Origin of the sequence: Nostoc foliaceum FACHB-393 (assembly GCF_014698505.1) — a bacterium.
GTDB classification, from domain to species: domain Bacteria; phylum Cyanobacteriota; class Cyanobacteriia; order Cyanobacteriales; family Nostocaceae; genus Nostoc; species Nostoc foliaceum_A.
This window is the reverse complement of sequence record NZ_JACJTD010000008.1, coordinates 12,658-31,522: the sequence shown is the minus strand read 5'-3', so window position 1 is coordinate 31,522 and position 18,865 is coordinate 12,658. Positions and strand designations below refer to the sequence as shown.

The following is an 18,865-nucleotide window of genomic DNA, read 5'->3' as shown; positions in this document are numbered from 1 at the left end:
AAGCTACTCAATCAAGGAGAAAATTCATGAACTTCAAAAAAATTCTGTTTCTAATGGTTACAGGGGTTAGTATTACCAGCTTGGGAATTGCTGGGTGTACACCGCAAGGGACAGACTTAGAAGCCGGGACACAACCTTCTACTTTGACTGGTCAGACCGAAACCGAAACACCAGCTGCTACAACTCCCACAACTCAACCACAAGAGCGCCCCGGCGATGTTCCCTATGTACCTACACCACAGCCAGTGGTAGATGCAATGTTGCAAGTGGCAAAAGTGGGTAAGAATGATGTGCTTTACGACCTTGGTAGTGGTGATGGGAGAATTGTCAATACTGCGGCACAAAAGTTTGGTACGCGCGGTGTCGGCATAGATATTAATCCCGAACGTATCCAAGAAGCCAATGAAAATGCCCAAAAGGCAGGGGTAACTGATCGCGTGAAGTTTGTCCAGCAAGATTTGTTCACCACTGACTTTAGTGAAGCAACAGTAGTTACACTTTACTTACTGCCAGAGGTCAACGCCAAACTTCGTCCCAAGCTATTGAGTGAACTCAAACCTGGGACTCGCATTGTCTCCCACGCCTTCGATATGGGCGATTGGAAACCACAGCAAACGCTGAATGTAGAGGGCAAAACTATTTATTACTGGGTAGTTCCTGAAAATGTGCCAGCGAATTTGCGCTAGGGACTAATACTATTGCCCCTGAGATACCTCACCCTGGTTTTGCTTGTGTAAAACCTGTCCCTCTCCTTAGTAAGGAGAGGGATGTCCGATAGGACAGGGTGAGGTTTTAGAGGACTTTTGAGGAATCGGATAACTTGTGTGTAGAGCGTACTTTGCAAGGAGAGGGTTGGGGATGAAATGTACTTCATGCAAACGAGAACCATTATATTTTTGAATTCCCTCCATTGGGGGTTGACAGTGCCAACTTGGGATGTTGAAAAGAATAATCTAAAATCCAAAATTGTTTGACTGAGTGCAAATTCAAGCAAGGGCAGCTTAGGGAGGAAATATGATAGGCTTAAAAGGAAAGAATGCTTTAATTACAGGTGCAACTTCAGGTATTGGTCAAGCGATCGCTATCAGGCTCGCTCAAGAAGGGTGCAACATCGCCATCAATTACCGCAAACACCCGGAAGCTGGGGCAGAAACGGAACAAATGGCATTGCAAAAAGCCTGCGGAAATATCGAAAACTGTGGTGTGAAGTCCCTACTGGTTCAAGGAGATGTCTCCCAAGAATCAGACATTGTTGAGATGGTCAACACCATAGTAAAGGAATTTGGCAGTGTAGATATTCTAGTTAACAATGCTGGCATTCAAACAGAAAGTCCATCCCACGAAGTTACCACAGCAGACTTTGACCGGGTAATTGCAGTCAATCTCCGGGGTGCTTATCTCTGCGCCCGTGAAACTATTAAACACCTCCTGTCTCTTAATCGTCCAGGGGTGATTATTAATATTTCCAGCGTTCACGAAATTATTCCGCGACCAATGTATATCAGTTATTCCATTAGCAAAGGCGGTATGGAAAACCTGACCAAAAGCTTGGCATTGGAATATGCCAGCCGAGGTATTCGTGTCAACGCCATTGGCCCCGGAGCAACAGTCACGCCAATAAATCAAGCCTGGATAGATGACCCCGAAAAAAAGGCGATCGTGGAAAGTCACATCCCAATGGGGCGTGCTGGCACCTGTGAGGAGATGGCAGCCGCAGTAGCTTTTTTAGCTTCGGATGAAGCCGCCTACATCACCGGACAAACCCTATTTGTAGATGGTGGATTGACTCTCTATGCTGACTTCCGAGAAAGCTGGTCAGCTTGAGGTAAGGCTTGCGTACTTTCCACAATTGAGCCGATACATATTATTAGTGGAATTAAACGCCCATGACTAGCGCGATCGATAAGAATATTCTGCTGGAAGCAGAAGCCTGGGAATTGTTGGAAGAGTCGATAATTTATTACCAGGGAAGACCCATTGGTACTGTAGCCGCCAGAGATGCGGAGTCAGATGCACTCAATTACGATCAGTGCTTTCTGCGTGATTTTGTCCCTTCTGCCTTAGTGTTTCTCATGCACGGCAAAGCAGAGATTGTGCGTAACTTCTTAGTAGAAACACTGAAATTACAAAGTCACGAAAAGCAGATAGACTGCTTTGAACCGGGAGCGGGATTAATGCCTGCAAGTTTCAAAGTACACTCTAATGGGAATGAGGAATTTTTGGTCGCTGATTTTGGTGAACTGGCGATCGCTCGTGTTCCCCCAATTGATTCTTGTATGTGGTGGATTCTCTTGCTACGCGCCTATGAAAAAGCTACAGGCGATTTGACTCTAGCGCGTCAACCAGATTTTCAAGCAGGAATTAAGTTAATTTTGGATCTTTGCTTGGTACATCGCTTTTCCATGTATCCAACAATGTTAGTTCCCGATGGCGCGTTTATGATTGACCGTCGTATGGGAGTCTACGAACATCCTCTAGAAATTCAGGTGTTATTCTATGCATCTCTCAGGGCTGCTAGTGAATTGCTTTTACCAGATGGGGATGGCGATAGCTACCTTGGCAAAGTCAATAGGCGATTGGGATCTTTGAAATATCATATCCGCAACTATTACTGGCTAGACCTGAAGCGATTGGGGGAAATTTATCGTTACAAAGATAACGAATTTGGTAAAGAAATTGTTAATAAATTCAACATCAACTCAGAATCAATCCCCACTTGGTTGACCGAGTGGTTGCCCGAAACTGGAGGATATCTAGCGGGAAATTTGGGGCCGGGACGGATAGATTTTCGCTTTTTTGCTCTGGGAAATCTGATGTCAATCTTAGCTTCCTTAGCCAGTGAAAAAGAATCTCAAAGCATTATGAATTTATTTGCCCAACGTTGGCAAGACTTGATCGGCTATATGCCTGTTAAAATCTGCTTTCCAGCAATGGATGGTTTAGAGTGGAGAATTGTTACAGGATGTGACTCTAAGAACAGGGCTTGGTCTTATCACAACGGTGGTAACTGGCCCGTTTTACTGTGGTTATTTACCGCTGCGGCAATGAAAGCAGGTCGAACAGAACTTGCTCAAGCAGCTATAGCCATTGCCGAAAGGCGTTTATTTAAGGATCAATTTCCGGAATACTACGATGGCAACAATGGTCGTTTGATTGGCAAAGAAGCTAGAATTTATCAAACTTGGAGCATCGCCGGATTGCTAGCAGCCAAAAAGTTGCTGGAAAATCCAGATTACTTGGAATTAATCAGCTTTGCAGAGGGTCTTGAAGTCCCAGGCTGTAGCCTGTAGGTACTGAATGCCCCCAAAGCTATGATTTAGCTGTTGTACTTAACTTATACAGGATGCTAGTACCGCAACTCTTAAAGACGCTACGCACATAGCCAAATCACCAAAGGAGTACGCAAAGATAAACTTGAAATCCTCAAATACCGGATAACTGATACACTATATTGTAAGAGGTATCTGAAGTGTCATACTCAGTAGTATCACAAGATAGTCTTTGCATCATTAACACGTTTTAACGTGTATAAACCATGAAAACTACTTCAGATTTAATTTCAGAATTTGAACAACTATTCAGACAAAAATTGCAACTAAATAATTGTAAGCTCAGAAAGAAAAGACAAGAGAATAATTATGAAATTATTACTCCAGCTAAAGACATTTTTTTGATGTATTGGTCTGAATTCCCAGATGTTAACTTAATATATCAAGCTGTAGGGGTACGCACTCAGCAGACTAGTGTTTATGAACGAGCTATCCGCTCCCACATCAGTTCTAGTCTGAGTAGTATCCAGGAGAATCCTCACTCGGAAACACCATTATTGGTGAAATAACCAATAACTCAGATAACACAGAAAATATTTACTGAACTCTCGCCAGCTTTTGTAATAGAACTGACGAGAGTTTTTCACCGAAAATCTGTTGATCAAGAGATAAAAATGCAATCCGAAAAAAATCAAGATCAAGATCAGCTAGATTATAAAGCCTTGTTAGCGAATGCAAAGCAAGCCTTAAAACTTGAATACCAGAAATCAGCCGCTTTAGCGTCCCAACTACAAGCTATAAAAACTCAGTTAGCGCAAGTTCAGGCTGAAAACAAAACTCTAAAAGAGAGTGCTTACGAAGATGTAATTAAGCACTTTGAGGCGCGGACTCAAGCAGCGGAAGCACTAGCACTCAAAACAGAAGTACACCAAAGATTCCTTGAAGCCAATGGTTGCAAGGATGATGAGAGCTTCGATACTCTATGGGATAGTATTAAAAATAAGATTCAGATCCAAGATGGTGAAGTGAGAATCGTTGCTCCAAATGGCACTCCTAAGTTCACCTTAACGGGCAGCATGATGACTTTGAGGGATTTTATTCAATCCCTCAAACAAGACCCAATCTCTAGAAAGTTTTTCTACAACTAAAGAGCCAAATTCATGAAAGCCTATCGCTAGAAGCGGACTAAAGATTGTAGCAGAAAGTTATTCATCTTCGTCTCCTGGCGGTCGTTCGCTCTCGCTTTGTTGGGCGTTCCACTCCAAAACAATGCGTTCCAACATCTCAGGTTGCGTACAGTTATTAACATCGGCGTACATTTGAATCAACTGCCTCACTTTAGGACTAATGTGGCGAATCTCTAGTTGGTTACTTTGCACCATGTTCATTAACTTTTAGTGTCTATTACATATGTTGAACTATTAAACTATGTCTGTTGCAATAAATTTTGTTAATGGCGATGTCTTACGACAAGCCGCTGCGCGTCTACGCTACCTGTAGCCCTATGTAACTATTTAGACTTAACCAGGTGGGGCTGCTTCTTCAAAAGGACGAATAATCGCAGGGGCTGGCGTGACTTCTGGTTTAAAAATTCCCTGCAATGCTTGTTCTAAGGTTTGTGCCATGACAATCCGGTTTTCGTAAGCCACGACTACCCGCACCAACGTTGGTAAGCTATTCTGTGTGGCTTCTAGATAGATTGGCTCGACATACAGCAGCGATTCTTCAATGGGAATTACTAGTAGATTGCCCTGAATTGCTCTCGAACCCTGGCGATTCCACAGGGAAATTTGCTGAGAAATCACTGGGTCTTGGTTAATCCGCGCCTCAATTTGCTCTGGGCCGTAGACCAGTCTTTCTTTAGGAAAAGTATATAGTAATAGCCTACCGTAATTATCGCCATCCGATCGCGCCGCTAACCAAGCGATTAAATTAGTCCGTTGTCGGGGAGTATAAGGTAGAAGCAGAATAAATTCTTCAAACGGTACAGTGGGTAGACTAGTAATCAAATAATAAGGCTCTACCGGACGGGTTTCACTGCCATAGATTTCGTTAGGAATCTGCCACTGGTCTTCCCGATTGTAAAATACCTGTGGGTCGGTCATGTGGTAGGTCATCAACCGCTGAGATTGAATTTTGAAAAAGTCCACCGGATAGCGGATATGACTGCGGAGAGTAACTGGCATAGCACTGAGCGGTTTGAAAGTGTTGGGAAATATCCTTGACCAAGTGGCAATGATCGGATCGCTTGGATCGGCAATATAAAAATTCACACTGCCGTTGTAAGCATCTATTACTACCTTGATCGAGTTACGTATATAATTAATACTTTCGCTACCAGTGTCTGAGTAAGGATAGCGATCGCTTGTTGTGTAAGCATCAACAATCCAGTAAAGATAACTGGGATTACTTGGGAAATCTTGATTAGCCGCAGCGGCTACTAAATAAGGGTCGCTGTCAAATTTGAGGAAAGGTGCGATCGCTCGAATTCTTTGCTTGACATTTCGCCGCAGTAGCACTTTTGTCTCTGGCAAAAAGTCCCGCGTCAGCACCATCTGCCAATCTTTCAAATACATGGCGAATAACCACCGTCGCCATGCTGAACCGATTTCAACGCCACCCAGACCATCGTAAGAATTGTAAACATTATCACTACCACTTGGGTAGTCTAACTCGCGAACTCTTGTGCCAGTCATCACATAAGTATTGGCTATTTCACCGTAATAAATTCGGGGTTGCCCAATGGGAATACTTTCACGAATGGCTTCACTGGAAGTTGTCAGAGCGCTACTATCACCGCTAATATCTTTGACAAAATATTCTGGTAGCCCACCCGGCCCAACTGTATTAACTGGGCTAACAGTAAACCCGAAACCGTGGGTATAAATTAAATGGCGGTTAACCCATGTTTGAGCTTCCTGTGGTACGCCAGTGTAGTCTAATTCTCGTGCAGCAATCAGTACCTGCCGCCTTTCTGTTGATTCAATTGCTTCCTGCTGAGGTTCTGGTGGTTTTCGAGGGGCAGATGGTGGGCGGGAAGTTACATCTGTTTTCAGAGTATACCGATCAATATCGGCATCGGGAAACCGATAATATGGCCGAATTTGTTGCAGCTGACGGTTAGTTTCTAACAGTGGTCGCTGATCCCAAAGGCGAATATTCCGAATTGTCAAGTCATTAGTTCGAATATCAGCTTCAGTCAGTGTTCCTTGAGGGTTGAAGCCTCTGGAATCGATCGCCTCTAGATCGAATGCTTGGCGAGTCAAAGCGATAGTCCGCTGAATGTAGGGTTGCTCCCGTTGCAACTCATTAGGTAAGACAATTAAATATTGCACCAGAGTAGGTACAACAACATCAGCTAATACAACTAGTACTAGATAAACCCCTAATCCGTAAAATACCAAGCGACGATACTGGGATTTGGGTTTCCAGAAAAACGTTCGCCAAAGTAGGTAAATTGCGATCGCTACTGCCACAATGCACAAAACGGTATAAGCTGGCAACTGGGCTATCACATCCGTGTAGCTGGCACCATAACTAACACCACGGTTAGAATACACGAGTTCATAGCGACTCAGCCAGTAACTCAGAGCCACTACCAGCATCAACAAGCCACCCATACCGGATAAATGACGCTGCTGCTGGGGTGAAAAACCAGGGAAAATCCCCTGACTCAAACTGTCCGCCGACAAGAGATAAGTGAGAGTAACGGCGACAAAGCCATACAAACATAATCCCATCAGCCAGAGTTCTAGCAGCTCCCAAAAGGGTAAGGAAAAGACGTAAAAGCTGATATCTCGACCAAATAAAGGCTCAGTGCTGTTGAAAAGGGTGGGGTGAAAATATTGCAGCACCTTTGCCCAGTTTTGGAATACGATCAACCCAAAAATAGGACTGAAGAGAATTGCGATCGCAGTTAATAAAAATTGGGGATAGATTAAGATTGCGATCGTTATTCCCCCAATTAAGCCGAGATACCAGACTTGAGAGACAATCTGCCTCAACAATTGCCAGATTGTCTCTAGTCGAAATAGGGCAATAATGGGTTGATTAGCTTTATTAACTGGAGGATGCCAGTAAGAAAGAGCAATTTGACCATAGTGAGCCAGCATTAACCCGATCAACAAGCTCAGTACGAAAGCTAGGGGTAATAACCAGCGCAATCTGAATGGTTTAAAGCGTTGCGGCGTAAGTGTTCGGGTTTCGTTGTGTCTTGAATAATGAGGACTGAGAAAATTCTTTAATTCGCTGCTCAGTTCTGCTTCCTCACGCCTCACTTCTTCAATCTTCAAAGACTGGGGATATTTTAACCGTTGTGCGAGAGCCAGGTTTAGCAGTAAATAGGCAGCAGTTATCCCAGCCACCACTACCCACAAAACGCCACGAGTCACTAGCCTCAACAGAAATACTTGGAGGTAGCCGACTTCCTGAAACCAAAAAATCTCTGCTCCCACGCGGGAACCCAGATCCAGGAGTAGCCACAGCCCGAAGAATACAATTAATAGTCTAAAGCCCCATTTCCAATACATTTGATTCACCACCATTCATCCTTAGAACTCGGTTGTTGCAGTTCAAGGCACGAAGTTCCGAGTTCCCAGCCTCAAGCTTGCTGATTAGAAGTCTATTTTCCTGTTTTACCGTCCTTACTTGCTACTTGCTACCTCCCTAAAAGGCTTTGGGAAGTCCAGCTTGTTTCAAAACTCCATTAGCGGTATGGCGTGATTTGATGGTTCCGTCTACAACAAACCGACGATCTGTAATTGGACTGTACCAGATTTCATGATCTCCTTTGCCTTGCCGTTCAAAGTAGCACCCAACTTCTGAAAGCATCTTTTTCAACTCAGGAGTAAACGACGCACTCATCTATGAAGCCACCTGAATCAACTCTTGTCGATGGCTGGTTAACTCAAAGGTGATGGAACCCACATAGTCAAGAGGGACAATTTTGTTGAGAATGATCAGTTCTGGAATTATTTCTCGCAGCTTTTGCGTCAGAACCTCAATCGTAGAAGCTTCTGTTACCAATCCAGGTACATCATCACTAGTTGCTACCCAAACTTCTGCGTCTGAATCCCAAAATGCTTCAACCTTAAATGTGATTTGCGCCATCATTGAATGCTTACAACGTAGTTCCAGTTTAGAACATCTGAGTCATCGTAGGGGCACGGCATTGCCGTGCCCTTAGCAGGTGTTGCATCCCAACGCGAATTTATATTTATGACATAACACAGGGTTTTAAATCAAAAAGGGATATCAAACAGGAAATCTCGATCGTCAAAATTATGTTGCGGTTTTTCTGGATCATCTGCCCAACGCTGGGGATTATTTAAAATATATTCTCGGATGTTATCTACAGATTTTTCCTCTCTTCCAATGTGTTCATAAAAATTGCGTTGCCAGATTGATTGTCCTTTGGTCTGCCAAATTATATTAATGCGTTTGGTGACAACACCTTTATAACTACGAATAACTGTAGAAATAGAACCATGTACAGGTTTACCGAATTTTTCTGTGTTGTGGGCGAGATGTTGATTGAGGGCACAACAATGTTGTGCCCCTACAGGTTTATCGGTGATGATTAAGATGCCCTGTAGATGGTTAGGCATGACTACAAAGGTATCTAATTCAATATGGGGAACATGATCGGGTATTGTTTGCCAGTAGTTGAAGGCAATATGACCTAAATAATTTAATTGCATTTCGCTCTTAACCACATTACCAAATAAACATTGACGCGCTTTGGTGCAAATGGTGATGAAATATGCGCTAGGTTAGGTGTAATTGTACCCTTTCAAGCGAATAGAATGGCGATGATGTATTTGTGAATCATAAGCCATGAATTTTTATATTTAGCTATTAGCAATATGTGTTTATTTTAATCGATGATTTTTATTTACACCCATATACACAATGTAGGGGCACGGCATTGCCGTGCCCTCCAACCCATTTGGCATCTCAACGATAAACAATATTGTTTTGCACGATGTATATTAAATTTGAATGATACTAATTCCTTTACGAGAAATTACAAATAAATTCTTGGCTGGGGTGAACAGTTCTATCAGGGCACAACATTGTTGTGCCCTTACGCAAGATATTTGGGGTAGCTTTAGTTTGCAGGTTTGTGAAGATGGAATAATAAGGACAATATTCGCCCTTGAATCACCATCATTCACCTTTGAATCTCGGATATTGCTGTTCTAAGCATGAAGTTCCGAGTTCAGAGGTCGAAGTTTTGAGTTCAGAGGTCAAAGTTTTGAGTTCAAAGGTCAAAATTTCGAGTTCAAAAGTCGAAGTTTCGAGTTCAGAGGTCGAAGTTTCGAGTTCAAAGGTCGAAGTTTCGAGGTCAGAGGTTCAAGTTCCGAGTTCTGAAGGTGAAAACTGGAGTTCTGAGCCTAAATGGTGGAGATAATAAGTACAGACCATTGTAAGGGCACGGCATTGCCGTGCCCCTACCCATGTTATTTACTCCAAACATGTTTGCGGCAGACTTCGCAAGCGGCTTTTGCCTCCTCTGTTTGCGGATTGGTGAAGATGGGATGGTAACGCAACCTGTCGCAACAGACTTGCAACCATCCACGCCAACCACCTCGCCATAAACGCACTGTGCCGTCTTCACCACCACTGACAATGGTCTGCCCATCCTGGCTAAAGGCAACGGCATAGACATCACCCTTTACTCACCTACATTAACTGCTTTAATCGGCAGATTAACAATAAATGTCGTCCCCTGTCCTTCTCCTGGACTTTCAGCAAAAACTGTACCACCGTGCAATTCTACCAAGACACGCACGATTGCTAACCCTAATCCCAGTCCACCAAACCTCCTTTGAGTGGAACTGTCTTCTTGACGAAATTGATCAAAGATATAGGGGAGAAAATCAGGATTGATACCTATACCTGTGTCCCTCACGGTAATCACAGCATAGGAATCAATTTTTTGTAAGCTGATTTGAATGCACCCACCCTTGGAAGTAAATTTAATAGCATTAAAGAGTAAATTCCAAATTACCTGCTGCAAACGTCTTGGATCGCCCAACACTGCACCCAAATTGGAGTCAAGCATAGTTTGAATTTGAATTTCTTTTGCCTGAGCAGCTAGGTGTATAGTATCTATTACTGCCTCAATAATAGATACCAAATTGCAAGTAAGGACATTGAGACGCATCTGTCCTTGTATGAGTGTTGATATATCCAAGAGGTCTTCTATTAGTTGCGATTGAAGGCTAGCATTGCGTTCAATGGTTTCCAAGGCTTTTGTTGTTTGAGTTTCGCTCAACTTGCGAGATTGTAGCAATTTTGACCAGCCCATGATGGCATTCATTGGAACTCTTAACTCATGGGAGAGAACAGCTAAGAACTCATCTTTTATGCGATTGGTGGCTGCTTCTGCCTGAGAACGTAGCATCTGATTATGGGTTAGCTCTGTGTCGATGCTTAGTTGGCAAAAAACTGCCACAGTGGGAGATAGATTTAGTTCTAGTTCTTGCCATTGTTTCCGCACTTGATCCAGTAATCGCCCCATCATTAAATTTTCATCTTGCGGATTTTTTATCCATTCCTGAAAAGCATCTTCGACTAAGTTAATCAGTCGTCGCAATGGTCGGTTTTCCTTCCGCCATTCAGCAAACTGCTCCCAACCTTCTATTAAAGCTTCATGGGCTAAATCAATCCAGGCTTCTCCATTTTCATCTTTCCCTGTAACCAACAAGCGTCCCTTAACTAATCCCGCTTCCCCATCTATCAACTCACTGAGGTCTTGCTGTTGCTTGGCATCATCACCTGCAATATTTAATAGTGTGGCTTTTGGTTGGCGTTGGCGAGTGTCTTTTTCTCCCTCTCCCGTTCGCACTAACCGCAGAAAAATTCGCTCAATCCATTCTTTTTCCTGCTGAGTGCGTTCTGCGCTTGGTGGTTCTTCCTCAAAATCTTGGTAAAGATAAACATTTTCTGCATGGAGATTCAACGCCCCTGTTAATTCTCCCAACTTTTCGTATTCTTCTAGGGTGAGTTGATGTTTATTGCGATCGCGTTTGTCCCAGAGTTTAGTTAAAGCAAACTCCAACAGAGGCAAAAACCCTGGCTCTTGTTTCACATCTTCTAAAATCTTCAGTACTAGCCCTTCTTCAACACTATGACCTTGAAGTTTGGCTGGTTCAGTGATGGTGTCTTTTAAATCAACTCCGGCTAAAGGCGGCATAAAAACTGCCTGGGTTTGAATTAGCTGAGTCAAGGAGGGATATTGCAAACAGGGTTCGAGAAAATCCGCTCTCATGGTAATGACAACTGCTAACCGCGAATCGGCAATCTCTACTACCTGAGTTAGCAACTCAATAAATCTCTGCTTTTCTTGCTGACTAGCACCGCCAGTAAATACTTCCTCAAACTGATCCACCACCAGCAAGAATTTTGCTGAACCAGGGAGATTTTCGAGAATTGCAGATAGACTATTCGGCTCAGTGCAAATCAAATTCTCAAGCTGTTTCTGTTTTTTAGTCCCCTTAAAAAATTGTTTAAAAGCTCCGCTCAATTCTGTTAAAGGTGTAATCCCTGGCATAATTGGTTCTAAAACCTGCCACTCACTATCATCTAATTGTGGAATCAAACCCGCCCGCACTACTGAAGATTTACCACTCCCCGACGCGCCAATGATGGGGACAAATTTAGCCAGGTCGAGTTTCTGTTGAATATGGTTAACTACTTTTTGACGACCAAAAAAGAATTTTGCGTGTTGCTTGTCAAAAGCTTCTAAGCCCCGATAGGGACATTCGTCAAGTACTTTTGTAATAACTCCTAAATTCTTGGGCGGATACCAAACCAAAGGAATTGACCTACCACCGCCCATGTAAATTGGTTCTTGTCCGCTTTGCTTGAGTTCCCGTGAAACGAAGCTGATCAAGTCATTGACATTAATTTCCCCAGTGGCTTCATCAGCTTTATCTTCAGCAAGTCCTTTGAGAATTGCTTTGGTGAAAATTCCACCTTCGGTATCTTCACGCGCTCTTTCCGAGGCACGAGAGGCTGTAATTAAGCTGTAGTCTTGTTTGCTGTTGAAAACGGAGAAACCAGACTTGATAAAACTCCTCTCTAATAAAGACCCCGCATAGCAGCAGTCCAGCAATACCACTAAGCTGCTGAGTTGAGATTTAGCGATTAAAGTGTTGAGGTCATCAAAGGCGATCGCATTTTGTCCATCTTTGTTACAATCTGATGTTGCCAAATACCCTTTCGCTTCACCTGTCAGGCTGGGTGCTTCAAATCCATGTCCGGCAAAATAAATCAGTGCCTCGTGACCTTTGGCTTTTTCTAACAAAAATATTCTCAGTGCTTGTCCGAGTTCTTTACCAGTTAACTTTTTATCTGGTGTAATTTGCCAGCGATTCTCACTCTCGATTAACTTGCTAGGTAAAGGCTGAACATCAAATCGACCTTGTTCGCGCAGCAGTTGGGCGATTTGTTCCGCATCATTGACAGCCTTTGGTAGGTTGGTGAAATTGTCATACTTAGCAATTCCCAACACCAGTGCATATCTAGCCATATAATCTAACCTGGCATCCGTTTTTACGTAATATTGCTAAGAATAACTTAAATAGTAACTGAGGCTATTGTGTCAGAAGTACAACGTTTAATCATCAAAGAAGACGATCTGGAGTACGAAATCTACGTAGAATCAAATACCGTCGCTGAGGTTCCAGAAGAAGAGGAACCGGGATACCGTGATGGTTTACCTACGGTTAATATCAGAGAATTTCAAAACAAAATTCGTGATTATGCCAAGTTAGCGGTTGGGGCATTTAAGAATTTACCTGACGCTGAAGAGGTAACGGTTAAGTTTGGCATCAAGCTGGGTGGTAAAACTGGCATTCCGTTTTTAACTGAAGGCTCGGCTGAGAGTAATTTTGAAATTGAGGTTAAGTATAATTTGGCGAACAAAAAGCTATAATTCGATGCATTCTACATATTGATTATGAGGGCAAGGCAATGCCTTGCCCCTACAATGTGTTGCGTCTCAGTGCGAATTGATATTTATAATCAAACACATGATTTTTGATTAAAAAGGGATATCGAAAATGTAGTCTAGAGCGTCAGAATTAGATGTTGTATTTTCTGGATCATCTGCCCAACGCTGGGGATTATTGACAATATATTCTCGGATGTTATCTATAGATTTTTGTTCTCTGCCAATGTGTTCATAAAAATTGCGTTGCCAGATTGATTGTCCTTTAGTCTGCCAAATTATATTAATGCGTTTGCTGACAACGCTTTTATAACTACCAATAACTGTAGAAATAGAACCGCGTACAGGTTTACCGAATTTTTCTGTGTTGTGGTCGAGATGTTGATTGAGGGCAAGGCAGTGCCTTGCCCCTACAGGGTTGTCGGTTATGATTAAGATGCCGTGTATATGGTTAGGCATAACCACAAAGGTATCTAATTCAATGTGAGAAAAATGAGCGGGTATTGTTTGCCAGCAATTTAAGGCAATATTACCTAAATAATTTAATTGCATTTCGCCATTAACCACATTACCAAATAAACATTGCCGTCCTCTAGTGCAGATGGTGATGAAATATGCACCATGTTGGATGTAATCGTATCCTTTCAAGCGGATAGAATGCCGATGATGTTTTTGTGGATCATAAGGCATAGTTTTCTATATTTATTTATAATAATTTTTTATTTATTTTAATCGTTGATTTTTTCCTTCACCCATAAAAATAACGTAGGGGCAAGGCAATGCCTTGCCCTCCAACAAATTTTGCATCTCAACGATAAATAATATTTTTCCATCCAGCTAATTCCTCTATAACGAAATTACAAATAAATTCTTGGCGGTGGTGAACATTTCTATGAGGGCACGGCATTGCCGTGCCCCTACGCCAGATATTTGTTGTGGCTTTATTTTTTAGGTTTATGAAGAGAGGATATTAAGGAAAAAATTCGCCTTTTATTCACCATCATTTACCTTTGGATCTCAGACGTTGCTGTTCAAAGGACGAGCGATCGCCTTTTATTCACCATCATTCACCTTTGGATCTCGGATATTGCTGTTGTAAGCATGAAGTTCTGAGTTCTGATCTCGGCGTTCCGAGTTCCGAACTCGGAACGCCGAGCAATTTACTGCAACATCCGAGTTCTGAACCTCAACATTGCACCTTAGAAGTGCAATCGCCAAGCTATTTTCTACAACGCTGCTGCTTGAGGCTTGGATTTCCGAGATTTACGGGCGAACCGTTGCCCCATTTCTTCAACTACTGCATCTAAACCAGCACCTTGTCCACTAGCTTTGGCATAGTTATACACCTGCAACGCGGCTGCATAAGCTTCACTGCCTACTGCTATAGATGTATCATCCAGCAACTCATGTAATTGTGACAAAGACAGCAATACTGGATACAAAGCTTCAAATAATTTTACGTCTTTCCGCATTTCATCGAGGTCAAACGATCGCGGTAAAAACTCTGGGTTCTGTGTCGCCACCTCCAATGCTTTGCTGACAAAGGCGCGGCTTTTATCTCCCATCTTGGGTAAAGCTTTCCGCTCCTCGTTACTTAAATCAATCAAAAATGGTAGTTTTTCTTTAATGGTGGCGATCGCTTCCAACACAGCATCTCTCTCTGATTGCGCTAGTGTTGCACTAATTGGGGCTGTGGACATAGAAATTAGTCTCCAGTATGTGGCTTAACTTTAGAGTGCCCACATATACAACAAAATTACCAAGTAGGGGCATGGCAATGCCATGTCCTTACATCGTTGTGCCTCGCCCCTTGAGAAAAATCGCACATCGCGTTAGTCTTCATGGACGTAACTGCACGCTGTAACATTAGGCGATGACAAATCAACTCTCTGTGAAAATTCCTTCTTGTACTTGGAGCCGTCCTATCGGCTTAGGCTGGGACAAACCTTATACCGTCCGCTACGCAAGTAATATCGATGACGGCCCTTGGCATGGTATGCCTTTAGGTGGCTTTGGTGCAGGTTGCATCGGTCGTTCTTCACGGGGAGATTTTAACCTGTGGCACATCGATGGCGGTGAGCATACCTTCAAAAACGTTCCCGCTTGTCAATTCAGTGTGTTTGAATCCAATAGCACATCTTCCCAAGCCTACGCTTTATCTACCCAAGCGCCAGATGATGACACTCTCAAAGCTTGGCAATGGTATCCGACAACTCCCGGTAAACAAGGGACAGGTAATTATCACGCGCTATACCCACGTAGCTGGTTTGTGTATGAAAATGTATTTCAAACACAGTTGACTTGTGAGCAATTTTCGCCAATATGGGCAGGTAATTACCAAGAAACTAGCTACCCTGTGGCGATATTCCTCTGGAATGCCCACAACCCCACAGATGCACCGATTACTCTCAGCATTATGCTGACTTGGCAAAATATGGTGGGCTGGTTTACAAACGCTCTCAAATCTCCCCAAGTGCGGGTACGCGATGATGGTAGTCCGGTTTACGAATATCAACCGCGCTGGGGCGAAAGTCAAGGGAACCATAACCAGATAGTTGAAAATACACAACAGTTTGGCTGTGTTTTAGGTCGGGTTGGTAGTGATGCTTTGCAAGAAGGTGACGGAACTTGGTGTATTGCTACAGTTAAGCATCCCCAGGTGGAAGTATTTCACCACACTCGCTGGAATCCTGAAGGTACGGGTGATGAGGTGTGGCAAAGCTTTGCGAAAGATGGTTCTTTGCCCAATTATATAGATGCAAATCCAGTAGCAGAAGGTGAACAATTAGGGGCTGCGATGGCACTCCGTTTCACTCTCCAACCAGGCGAAACTCTCGAAATCCCCTTTGTTCTTGCTTGGGATTTGCCAATCACAGAATTTGCCGCCGGGGTTAATTATTACCGCAGATATACAGACTTTTTTGGTAAAAGTGGAAACAACGCTTGGACGATCGCATCGACTGCGTTACAAGAATACCAAAGCTGGCGATCGCAAATTCAAGCTTGGCAAAAACCGATTCTCGACCGGGAAGATTTACCCAACTGGTTTAAGATGGCTCTATTTAATGAGCTTTACGACCTTACCAGTGGCGGTACTCTCTGGAGTGCAGCATCAGAACTTGACCCCATCGGTCAGTTTGCGGTGCTGGAGTGCCTAGATTACCGTTGGTATGAAAGTTTAGATGTGCGATTATACGGCTCTTTTGCCCTGCTGATGCTGTTTCCAGAATTAGAAAAGTCGGTGATGCGGGCATTTGCAAGGGCGATTCCTCAAGGTGATGATACACCCAGGATAATTGGCTATTACATGACAATTAAGGCAGAAAGCCCGATCGCAGTTCGCAAAGTCGCAGGTGCAACACCCCACGATTTAGGCGCACCAAATGAACACGTTTGGGAGAAAACCAACTACACCAGCTATCAAGACTGCAATTTGTGGAAGGATTTGGGTAGCGATTTTGTCTTGCAAGTATACCGTGATTTTCTGCTCACGGGTGCTGACGATGTAGAATTCTTAGCAGATTGCTGGAATGCGATCGTTCAAACCCTCGACTACCTGAAAACCTTTGACATTGATGGCGATGGAATTCCGGAAAATTCTGGTGCGCCTGACCAAACCTTTGATGATTGGCGGTTACAGGGTGTCAGTGCCTATTGTGGGGGGTTGTGGTTGGCGGCGCTAGAGGCTGCGATCGCAATTAGTGATATTTTATCAACTCACAACCTTGGCGACCTTGGCGGCTTGGCGGTTCAAAAATCCATCTATGAAACTTGGTTACAACAATCTCTTCCTATCTACCAAGAAAAACTCTGGAATGGGGAATATTACCGACTTGATAGTGAAAGTGGTTCCGATGTAGTGATGGCAGATCAACTGTGTGGACAGTTTTATGCTCGTCTGTTGGACTTACCTGATATTGTACCGAGCGATCGCGCCCTCTCTACCCTAAAAACCGTTTATGATGCCTGCTTTTTAAAATTCTGCAATGGTGAGTTTGGTGCTGCTAATGGTGTTCGTCCTGACGGTTCACCAGAAAACCCCAAAGCTACTCATCCCCTAGAAGTTTGGACAGGTATAAACTTTGGGCTGGCAGCTTTTCTCGTGCAAATGGGAATGAAGGATGAAGCATTAAGGTTGACACAAGCTGTAGTGGAGCAAATTTACAACAATGGGCTGCAATTTCGCACACCTGAAGCTATCACCGCAGCTGGTACTTTCCGTGCTAGCACTTACTTACGGGCAATGGCGATTTGGGGAATTTACTTAGTTATTGATTAATTGGCTATCAAAACGGTTCTCGTTTTGATCCAACACACGTAGGGATGCATAGCTGTGCGTCCCTACGAACGGTCGTATTCCATTGAGCACATTACATATATACTGTGCGCAATGCCAAATTTAGCCTGTCTTCATCTAAGAAAGCAGAGTCTAGATTTGTGATTTTATTTTCCGAGTATTTCCGGAAGCGAAGGAAATTTTCAGTAATGGTAAGAGTTGAAGGATTGAGAATTCAAGACCACTCTTTCAAAAAATGCAACTATTACTAGCTTTAGCCATAAATCTGAGAAATGAAATTGAAGCATTGGGTGATTAAAAACACAAGTAATTGCGTTTTACATAGGCTATTGTAATCATGTAAAACCAAATCAGCGAAAGAATTATCAATTTTTTTGCTCTATAAATACCCACGTTGCACAAGTTAGTAAGTTTACCCAGAAAACCGAAGTTAAACCATGAACTCCTCTTCGTCATCAAGAGTTCGGGGAGATGTGAAATTAAGTAACCAACAGTCTCCCACTCCAAAAGTGGCTATACTCAAATTTTTGAGGTTAGTTGCAGAGGATACAAACCTAGAATCGCAACTTACCCAAGTTTGTGTTCTCCATGAGTTTCAACTAAGAGAGGAGGCAACTATCTACGGTTTAGATGGGAAAACTGAAGACAATACAAATTTTCTCTATTCAGTTTGCCAGGGTCGGGTGCAGCTAATTCTGTCAAACGTAACTATTAAACCAGAGGCTTTAACTCACTTGCTCTTGGAAGTGCTAGCAGTGAGGGCGAGTCTTAGCAAGCTGGACTCATATTATAACCCGTGGATAGCTAATTGGCAAGAAATTCATTATCCAGTTGTCTGGCGAGTTAAAGGCGATCGCACATTAAGTAATCCAGCCATAGGTGAAGCTAGCTGGACAGGATATGTCCTACTATTAGACCTTACCGAAAACTTGAATGCCCTCAAGGATGAGAAACTCTCCTTATGTCACTATTGGCGAACATTGTGGCATTACCGAAAATCACTCAGAGAAATTATTCTTGCTTCATTTTCTCGCGCACTGATTAAGAACACAGCAATTCTAATTTTAGATAAAGCAACTAGTACCCTAGATAGCGATTTGGGCCACCAATTTCAACAGAACGTAGTCTAGATTAATCAAGCTTGTATCACCTTCATCATGTCGACTATATCCTTGTTCTAGACCGAGGTCTCCTCTTAAAGCAAGGCACTAATTAATAGCTTCTAGTAATTAGTTGTTTTTCTTAGTATTTAGCAGAGCTACCGATACATTTTTAATCTCACTTATATGAATATATTAAATATTAATATAGATATAAAAAGTTGCCGAATTAGTTTAGCAA

General features: G+C 43.0%; 18 protein-coding genes and 1 pseudogene. 8 read left to right on the top strand and 11 right to left on the bottom strand.

Annotated elements, in window-relative coordinates; genetic code table 11:
- Positions 1-26: 26 nt before the first annotated feature.
- From H6G92_RS09365 to H6G92_RS09345, 5 genes are all read left to right on the top strand, one after another.
- Positions 27-686, top strand: coding sequence for a class I SAM-dependent methyltransferase (locus H6G92_RS09365; protein WP_190893090.1), 660 nt, complete (start codon positions 27-29; stop codon positions 684-686).
- 328 nt (positions 687-1,014) lie between these two features.
- Positions 1,015-1,824, top strand: a complete 810-nt coding sequence (locus H6G92_RS09360; RefSeq protein ID WP_190893087.1) for an SDR family oxidoreductase — start codon at positions 1,015-1,017, stop codon at positions 1,822-1,824.
- 62 nt (positions 1,825-1,886) lie between these two features.
- Positions 1,887-3,290 (top strand): glycoside hydrolase 100 family protein, encoded by a 1,404-nt coding sequence (locus H6G92_RS09355; protein WP_190893085.1) that lies wholly within the window; start codon positions 1,887-1,889, stop codon positions 3,288-3,290.
- A gap of 245 nt (positions 3,291-3,535) precedes the next feature.
- Positions 3,536-3,838, top strand: coding sequence for a hypothetical protein (locus H6G92_RS09350; protein WP_190893083.1), 303 nt, complete (start codon positions 3,536-3,538; stop codon positions 3,836-3,838).
- A gap of 105 nt (positions 3,839-3,943) precedes the next feature.
- Positions 3,944-4,417, top strand: coding sequence for a hypothetical protein (locus tag H6G92_RS09345; protein WP_190893082.1), 474 nt, complete (start codon positions 3,944-3,946; stop codon positions 4,415-4,417).
- A gap of 57 nt (positions 4,418-4,474) precedes the next feature.
- Here H6G92_RS09345 and H6G92_RS09340 read toward each other — a convergent pair whose 3' ends face one another.
- From H6G92_RS09340 to H6G92_RS09310, 8 genes and pseudogenes are all read right to left on the bottom strand, one after another.
- Entirely contained in the window at positions 4,475-4,657 is a 183-nt protein-coding gene (locus tag H6G92_RS09340; protein WP_190893081.1) for a hypothetical protein, read from the bottom strand.
- 132 nt (positions 4,658-4,789) lie between these two features.
- Positions 4,790-7,798, bottom strand: coding sequence for a UPF0182 family protein (locus H6G92_RS09335; protein ID WP_190893298.1), 3,009 nt, complete (start codon positions 7,796-7,798; stop codon positions 4,790-4,792).
- Positions 7,799-7,934: 136 nt separating this feature from the next.
- Positions 7,935-8,132 (bottom strand): type II toxin-antitoxin system HicA family toxin, encoded by a 198-nt coding sequence (locus H6G92_RS09330; protein WP_190893080.1) that lies wholly within the window; start codon positions 8,130-8,132, stop codon positions 7,935-7,937.
- Positions 8,133-8,378 (bottom strand): DUF1902 domain-containing protein, encoded by a 246-nt coding sequence (locus tag H6G92_RS09325; RefSeq protein WP_190893296.1) that lies wholly within the window; start codon positions 8,376-8,378, stop codon positions 8,133-8,135.
- A 131-nt stretch (positions 8,379-8,509) separates the two neighbouring features.
- Entirely contained in the window at positions 8,510-8,968 is a 459-nt protein-coding gene (locus tag H6G92_RS09320) for a transposase (protein WP_242059075.1), read from the bottom strand.
- Between the two features lie 762 nt (positions 8,969-9,730).
- Positions 9,731-9,874, bottom strand: coding sequence for a hypothetical protein (locus H6G92_RS09315; protein ID WP_313889951.1), 144 nt, complete (start codon positions 9,872-9,874; stop codon positions 9,731-9,733).
- Positions 9,875-9,931, bottom strand: a pseudogene (locus H6G92_RS40805) (hypothetical protein); the annotation flags it as partial.
- Between the two features lie 14 nt (positions 9,932-9,945).
- Positions 9,946-12,807 (bottom strand): nSTAND1 domain-containing NTPase, encoded by a 2,862-nt coding sequence (locus H6G92_RS09310; RefSeq protein WP_190893079.1) that lies wholly within the window; start codon positions 12,805-12,807, stop codon positions 9,946-9,948.
- Positions 12,808-12,876: 69 nt separating this feature from the next.
- Between H6G92_RS09310 and H6G92_RS09305 the strand changes: the two genes are divergently transcribed.
- Complete coding sequence (locus H6G92_RS09305; protein ID WP_190893078.1) at positions 12,877-13,212, top strand: CU044_2847 family protein; 336 nt, start codon at positions 12,877-12,879, stop codon at positions 13,210-13,212.
- Positions 13,213-13,320: 108 nt separating this feature from the next.
- On the opposite strand, the gene H6G92_RS09300 is transcribed toward H6G92_RS09305, so the two are convergent.
- The 3 genes from H6G92_RS09300 to H6G92_RS09290 all read right to left on the bottom strand — a co-directional run bounded on the left by H6G92_RS09300 (position 13,321) and on the right by H6G92_RS09290 (position 14,927).
- The gene (locus H6G92_RS09300; protein WP_190893077.1) at positions 13,321-13,917 is read right to left on the bottom strand and encodes a transposase; all 597 of its coding nucleotides are present in this window, start codon (positions 13,915-13,917) and stop codon (positions 13,321-13,323) included.
- Between the two features lie 363 nt (positions 13,918-14,280).
- Complete coding sequence (locus H6G92_RS09295) at positions 14,281-14,445, bottom strand: hypothetical protein (RefSeq protein ID WP_190893074.1); 165 nt, start codon at positions 14,443-14,445, stop codon at positions 14,281-14,283.
- A gap of 8 nt (positions 14,446-14,453) precedes the next feature.
- Positions 14,454-14,927: a hypothetical protein gene (locus H6G92_RS09290; RefSeq protein WP_190893072.1), complete on the bottom strand. Its 474-nt coding sequence runs from the start codon at positions 14,925-14,927 to the stop codon at positions 14,454-14,456.
- Positions 14,928-15,100: 173 nt separating this feature from the next.
- On the opposite strand from H6G92_RS09290, the gene H6G92_RS09285 reads away from it, so the two are divergent.
- Both H6G92_RS09285 and H6G92_RS40800 read left to right on the top strand, forming a co-directional pair.
- Positions 15,101-17,506: a GH116 family glycosyl hydrolase gene (locus tag H6G92_RS09285; RefSeq protein ID WP_190893069.1), complete on the top strand. Its 2,406-nt coding sequence runs from the start codon at positions 15,101-15,103 to the stop codon at positions 17,504-17,506.
- Positions 17,507-17,961: 455 nt separating this feature from the next.
- Positions 17,962-18,654 carry a hypothetical protein gene (locus H6G92_RS40800; RefSeq protein ID WP_190893066.1) on the top strand — a complete coding sequence of 231 codons (693 nt, stop codon included), beginning with the start codon at positions 17,962-17,964 and terminating at the stop codon, positions 18,652-18,654.
- The last annotated feature ends 211 nt before the right edge of the window (positions 18,655-18,865 follow it).